The 6,817-nt window shown below is 50.1% G+C and carries 6 protein-coding genes; 2 read left to right on the top strand and 4 right to left on the bottom strand.

Going from position 1 to position 6,817, the window contains the following annotated elements; genetic code table 11:
* Positions 1-213 (bottom strand): hypothetical protein (locus tag MiSe_RS34075; protein WP_226588496.1); only part of this gene is annotated, 213 nt, incomplete at its 3' end.
* Positions 200-331, bottom strand: a complete 132-nt coding sequence (locus tag MiSe_RS51380) for a hypothetical protein (protein WP_264196755.1) — start codon at positions 329-331, stop codon at positions 200-202. The genes MiSe_RS34075 and MiSe_RS51380, both read right to left, overlap by 14 nt.
* A gap of 659 nt (positions 332-990) precedes the next feature.
* Here MiSe_RS51380 and MiSe_RS34070 point away from each other — a divergent pair.
* Entirely contained in the window at positions 991-1,209 is a 219-nt protein-coding gene (locus MiSe_RS34070) for a ribbon-helix-helix domain-containing protein (protein WP_226588494.1), read from the top strand.
* Positions 1,210-1,397: 188 nt separating this feature from the next.
* Here MiSe_RS34070 and MiSe_RS34065 read toward each other — a convergent pair whose 3' ends face one another.
* Complete coding sequence (locus MiSe_RS34065; RefSeq protein WP_226588492.1) at positions 1,398-3,389, bottom strand: S8 family serine peptidase; 1,992 nt, start codon at positions 3,387-3,389, stop codon at positions 1,398-1,400.
* A gap of 232 nt (positions 3,390-3,621) precedes the next feature.
* Here MiSe_RS34065 and MiSe_RS34060 point away from each other — a divergent pair, with 232 nt between their 5' ends.
* Complete coding sequence (locus MiSe_RS34060) at positions 3,622-4,209, top strand: hypothetical protein (RefSeq protein WP_226588490.1); 588 nt, start codon at positions 3,622-3,624, stop codon at positions 4,207-4,209.
* An 89-nt stretch (positions 4,210-4,298) separates the two neighbouring features.
* On the opposite strand, the gene lon is transcribed toward MiSe_RS34060, so the two are convergent.
* Positions 4,299-6,812 carry an endopeptidase La gene (lon, locus tag MiSe_RS34055; protein WP_226588488.1) on the bottom strand — a complete coding sequence of 838 codons (2,514 nt, stop codon included), beginning with the start codon at positions 6,810-6,812 and terminating at the stop codon, positions 4,299-4,301.
* Positions 6,813-6,817: the final 5 nt, after the last annotated feature.

Raw genomic sequence — 6,817 nt, 5'->3', positions numbered from 1 at the left:
CGGAAAGATCTTAATTGCCGTGCCCCTACCGCCAACACCCACCACATGCAGGGGCACGGCAGCAGCACATCTTCTTTTCCGGAAAGATCTTAATTGCCGTGCCCCTACCGCCAACACCCACCACATGCAGGGGCACGGCAGCAGCACATCTTCTGCCCAAGGGAGAGAATCTAATTGCCGTGCCCCTACCGCCACAGGGTTACAATCGGGCAAGCAGCGATCGCTCACTCACCGCCATATCAAACACCACCTTGAATTGCACATTGGGCATCCGGCGGCGCACAAACTGAAAGTGTCCCTCCGCATCCGACCGACTGCGGTATCGCGCCACGATAACCCATTGGTTATGCGGCAATAAGCGAGCGATCGCCCAGTGGTTAAGACGGTCTTTTTGACAACTCTCCGCCCTAGAAGGGCGAAGATTCTTGAGCTAATCACTGCCCTTTTGGGTTCCCCCTACTTAGGTCTTACACAATTATGTCTAGTCCGAGCCTACTAGAATATCACTTAATATCTAGACGCCCTTGTGGTGGACTACTCTCCAAGCGTTTACCTATTTCAAGGTACGTTTCCGTGTGCCCCACGGTACGCGGATTACTCCTTTCATGTTTTTCTAAATCATTCAGCCTGGATTTGGGCTTACTGCGCTGTTTATCGAGTTATCGCTGCTCGTGGTCTTTATTATTTTCTAGGCTGTCGTGTGGCACTGTTTGGGCCATATTTGTCGGGCACGTTCTAGCGGTTTTTCACCCTGAAACCAACTACATTCTATCAGGAAGCCGTCCCAGAAGGACGGGGCTAATCACCCATTTTTTTGGTAAGCCATAATCGTTTTTGTCTCCATCTAACGTTGGAGCCAAGGCCAGCACTCCCAAGTTTCTCAGGCTGTGGGTGCTGGCTTTGACTTTTTGGTGTTTGTTATAAATTAACACAAATATGATGTAAATGTAATAGAGATATCATACATGGGATCACGGTAAAGACGCAGAAATGTACGATGGAAGCAAAGTCAAGTACGCGATCGCTGTGAGTAAACGACTGAATCTAACCTTGCCTGATGCCGTTTTTGATGCACTGGAGCGATGGGCTGATGCTGAAGGACGACCCACCGCCAACTTGGCTGCATTCATCGTTGAAACGGCGGTGAAACAAGCTGAGGCACAAAACAAAATCCCCCCACCTCCCCAGAAGAAAACTGAGGGTAGGTAGGGGGATTGAGGAGGGCGATCGCTTATGTCATATCGTGTCCGTTAGCATCCGACTTATACAGTTAATTGTGTTGTAGGGGCGGGTTTTACCAACCAATCCTTGGAACCACGAGATATGTGATTAAACCCGCCCCCCCGCGTGGGATGCCCAACGCCAGCGGACATGATATCAAGCGATCGCTCTATCTACTACTTAAAACCTATTTCCAGAGTCAAGCTGCGAATCTTTCCAGTATCCCCAGCTGCCTTATCTGTAACTTCCAGAGTCCAGGTTCCTTTCGGACTTTTACCCTTAAAACCAGCAAGTCCAGATGCGTTCACCTCGTCATAGGTTTGTTTGATATTATCGGTTCCTCCGCCAGTGCGATCGTGCAAAATGACTGGAGTGACGCCCATTTCCGCCGGAGGGCGGAGGGTAACTACCAAGTCGCCAATGTAGGTATGCTCGATGTCCACACCCACTTTAATCGAATTGATGGGGTCGGTATTAGCGATCGCTAAAGTCAGCGTTGAAGTCTTCAGGTCACCAATAGGTACGTCCTGGACAGCTTTAAAGATGGTGACGGGGGAAGGTTGATCTGGTTTGGCTAATTCCACCGCTTTGCGAGCATTAATCCGACCGTAGCCATACAATGGGCTACGACCGTTGGCATCATACTTTCCTCCAGCTTGATCGATGCGATCGCAGGATTGTTTAAGGATGTCTCGTACCTGATCCCAACGCAGATCCGGATTGCGCGCAATGATCAGCGCCGCTACACCCGCTGCACCCGGACAGGCGCTGGAAGTACCGCCGAAACTATTCGTATAGTTTCCACCTGCGTCACCCAGAGTCGCATTACCCGGATTGTAGCCAACTTTACCAGAGCGATCTGTAGTCCAAATCCCAGGACTCAGAGAGGGATAGTAATTATTGCTGGGAAAAGCGCACCAGACGGCATTGCCAAAGTCACTGTAGGGACTTTTCTGACTGCGGTCATTACACGCCGCCACGGCAATTACCTTTGAGTAGCTGGCATAACCGTCATTATCCACGCTCTCGTTGCCATTGCCAGCAGCAAATAATATTACGCATCCCTTACCGTTGCGACCCTGATTAATCGCAAAGTCCATCGCTAGTCGCGTCGAGTCGGGAAGCGGCACCACCTGATTGTGCAGAGGATCTTTGGGGTCGGTAAAATCGCCATCTGCTGGTCCCCAGCTACAGGAGATGACATCAGCACCATTTTGAGCCGCCCAGACGAAGGAATCGGCTTCCGCCTGGGACCCCAAGTCAGAAGCGAAACGAATCGGCATCAGCTTGGCTCCCGGTGCTACCCCAGATGCACCAAAGTTGCCGTTGGCACATGCTACCCCCGCACAGGCGGTACCGTGGTTATCCCCGCTTCCCGGTTTCGGATCGTTAGTTTTGCGCGTCACATCGCGAGGCGCGACAATCTTCCCAGAGGAACGGAACTCTTCGTGATCGATATCTACGCCGTCGTCAATAATAGCGATAATTGTCCCCGTTCCATCGCTCAACTGCCAAGCTGCCTCAACGTTGGCATGGGCATCGACAGTTTTACCGTTAATCGTTGTTGGCTTCAAGTGCCACTGCTGAGGAAAAACTCGACGACGGCGCAACTCGCGCACTAATTCGGGATGACACAGGTCAACAGATTCCTCATTCAGCAGCCTTGAGGCAATGTCAAACACTGCTATACCAGTACCTGTGGGTGCGCTGACAAAGTAAGCATTTCGTGCATACCCAAGCTGGCGTTTAATTGTTAACCCGTAACGCTGTAACACCTCTTGACAAACACTTGACTCCTGTTGCCAATCGAACTTAACGAAGAGGTTTTCGGTGTAAACTACTGGCTGCATCGACTGTGGATCGACCAGAACACGTCCGGCAAATTCGATTTCAGGTTCTTGCTTCAAAATTGCTCTTGCCCTGTCGCGCAAAGCAGCGCCCTGACTTGAGTCTTTAGCACGCAAAACTTCTACACCCGCTGGGCGAAACTGTGTTTGCAAATTGAATTGATTGAGGATGCTGCGGGATTCGGGCGATACGGGTGCGACTTCAAACGGTGTGTCGCCCATAAGAGCGCCGTGACTCTGGGTGCGAACTACAATATGCTCGTCACTGATAGCAAGTTGATAATCTCCACCGTTTTTACCGCCATAGCGAACGGTAACCATATGTTAATCTCCTTTTGTTGTGTTATATCTAAATTGAGATTCGCAGAAAACTAAGCTTTGTCAGAATTAATTTCAATAACTTAATACAAGTTTTCCCTCGGTGTTTCCAGAACAGAGACAGAGCGCGCCCGGAGCGAGTCTCAAAAACCGCGCAGGCTGGAAGGCTACGGTAGGCATATTTTACCATCGGTTTGGACAAAATTAAGTTTCACGTTATTACTACTTAAGAGAGATGATTTATTTTCCGACTCAGTTATTCCTGATATCAGAACCCTGGCAAATTTACTCTCTACCTCCCATTGCTCAAGTGAGATACCAGACAGACTACTTTTCCGAATATCCCCAACAAATCCGTGCTGGGACAGAGCGGTCTGCGGTTTTATACCAGCGTCAGCCTGGGTATTACGCAGTACACTATAACGAACCCAGGGAGAGCGCAGGGGGAGCGGTTTTACAACTTAACGACGGCGCGATCGCAGTTTTTCCAGGCGAACCGGACAATACCACCAGGTTAACTTCCACTCAAGCCACAATCGGGCCAATTTACACATTACAACCCGATGGTTCCCTAGCCGTTCCCACCGGAATGGTTTTCATCCGCTTTGCTGAGAAAGTTGACGTTGAATCCCACCGCGAAGCAATTAAGCAAGCTGGTTATGAAATCGCTCAAAGTCTCTCCTACGCCCCTCACTCCGCTTGGTTGCGCGCCCAATCGGGCAAAATTTCCGACGCCCTCATGGGAATTTCTAAGTTGGAAGCAATTCCTGATGTTGAGAACGTCGAACCTCAGATGTTAATGGCAAGAGTTTTACGCCAGTAATAGTTAATCGCTAATAGCTAATGGCTAATGGCTAATGGCTAATGGCTAATGGCTAATGTCAGTAAAAATCCTCTATTAGCAATTAGCAATTAGCAATTAGCAATCAGCAATTGGTGAGGTTGAACATCGGGTTTATTTATTAGGGCATTTTCTAGCACTTGCTGGATGCGATCGCACAAAACCAATTCGATTTCTTTGCAGACATCTTCTGGCACATCGACCAAATCTTTCCCATTTTGTTGCGGTAATAAAACCCGCTTCATTCCCGCGCGGTGCGCTGCTAACACTTTTTCCCGCACGCCGCCGATGGGGAGGACTTCGCCGCTGAGGTTAATTTCTCCCGTCATGGCGGTATCGGTTCGCACGGGTTGGTTGGTTAATAAGGATGCGATCGCTGTAACCATTGTCACTCCTGCGGAGGGGCCATCTTTGGGAATCGCACCCGCCGGGACGTGGATATGCAAGCCATTATCTTTAAATAAACTCAAGTCTATTCCCAACGCCGCCGCACTCGACCACACGTAAGACCGGGCAATTCTGGCTGATTCTTGCATCACTTCGCCGAGTTGTCCTGTCAAGGTCAAGTCTTTACCTTCAGGTAACAACACCGCCTCCACAAATAAAACTTCCCCACCTTGCAGCGTCCAAGCAAGACCAGTAGCGACGCCTGGTTGTGTAACTTTTCGCACCTCATCTCGCAAAAAGCGCCTGGGCCCTAAGAATTCTTGGAGCTGTTCTGGATGGATAACCACTGGATTGGTTTCGCCGTTGGCATAGCGGACGGCAACCTTGCGACAAATCGCACCGAGTTGTTGTTCTAGTTTGCGGACTCCGGCTTCCCGCGTGTAATATTCTATACTTTTGCTTAAAGTTTCTCTCGGTATTTCCACTGCATCAGCTGGCAGTCCGGCTTTTTCGATTTGACGGGGTAGCAGGTATTTTTGCGCGATCGCCAGTTTCTCTTGGTCGGAATATCCCGAGAGTTCGATAATTTCTAATCGGTCTAGCAGGGGTGCGGGAATTTTGGATAAGTCATTCGCGGTGCCGATAAAGAAAATGTGCGATAAGTCAAAATCCAGATCCAGGTACAGATCCCGGAAGCAGTAATTTTGTTGCGGATCGAGGATTTCCAGCAACGCCGATGCCGGATCGCCGCGATAGTCCATGCCGATTTTATCGAGTTCATCGAGCATAATTACCGGATTTTTCACGCCAGCGCGGTGCAGTGCTTGCACGATGCGACCAGGCATTGCACCGATGTAAGTGCGGCGGTGTCCTCGCAGTTCGGCTTCATCGCGCAATCCACCCAGACTAATGCGCTCGAAGGGACGCCCCAAGGCGCGAGCAATCGAACGACCGAGGCTGGTTTTACCCACTCCTGGCGGCCCTGCGAAACAGAGTACCGTACCGATGGTCCCCCCTTGAGTTCCCCCCTGATTAAGGGGGGAACTCAAGGGGGGATCGTCTGCCATTTTCCTAGTCTGGGCTTCTTGTTTTAACTTAAACGTTGCCAGGTGTTCGATTATACGGTCTTTAATTTTATCCAGTCCGTGGTGGTCGGCATCTAAGACTTCCCTGGCATTTTTCAGGTTGAGGTTGTCTTGTACTGTTTTATTCCAGGGCATTTCTAATAGCCAGTCGAGGTAGGTACGAATCACCCCGCCTTCTGCCGAACTGCTGCCAATTCGTTCTAAGCGAGCGAGTTCCCGTTTGGCTTGCTTTTCGGCGACTTCTGGCAATTGGGTTGTGGCTAGATGCTTACGCAACTCTTCAATTTCCTGGCGTTCGGGATCTCCTTCCCCCAATTCCTCTTGAATTTTCTTCAGTTGCTGGCGCAGAATGAATTCCCGCTGTTGATCGTCTATTTCCTTTCTTGTTTCTCCCAAAATTTCACCGCGCAGGCGCTGGACTTCTATTTCCTCTTGCAAAGAACCCAGAACTTGACGCAATAGCATTTCTAGGTTGTCTTGTTCTAGCACTGCTTGCATTTGCGGCACTTCCTGTTGCAGCAGCGTGGTTGTTTCGTAAGCTAACTCCATCGGATCGTCACTGTGAAGCAACATTGCCAAAATCTCTTCTGGAAAGTTGGGATTGATCGCCGCAGCTTCGCGCCAGAGGGATTTTATCGCACCGTTCAAGGCTTCCAGCGTCTGGGATTTGGTTCCTGCTGCTATCGCTGCTTCTGGTGTCAGTTTGGGTAGCCGCCGAAACTCGACTTCGTATGCTGGATCTTGCTTTAGCAGTTGTTCAATTTTGACTCGTTCTTGACCTTGAACCACCAGCTGAATTGGTCCGACGGGTAATCGCACCACCCGCTGTATGACAGCCAGGGTGGCAACGGGGTATAGTTCCTCCAAGGTTTCTATTTCGGCATTTTCGTCGTCTTCCAGTCGCTTTTGCGCTTCCGGACGGATGGCAGCGATAATCAGATGCTTGTGCCTAGTCAGCATCGCTGCTTCTACTGCTGCCATAGAGCGCGGCTTGCCGGCGATCGCCGGTAGGGTAATTTTTGGCAACAATACCATGTTGCGTAGGGGGAGTAATAGGCAGGTTTCCAGTCCTTCCAGTTTTCTGGGGGAGAGGAAAGTAGACATAATGTTCATAAAAA

It is taken from the genome of Microseira wollei NIES-4236 (genome assembly GCF_020521235.1).
Taxonomy (GTDB): Bacteria; Cyanobacteriota; Cyanobacteriia; order Cyanobacteriales; family Aerosakkonemataceae; genus Microseira; species Microseira wollei.
The sequence above is the reverse complement of the archived record's forward strand: the minus strand, read 5'-3'. Positions and strand labels throughout refer to the sequence as shown.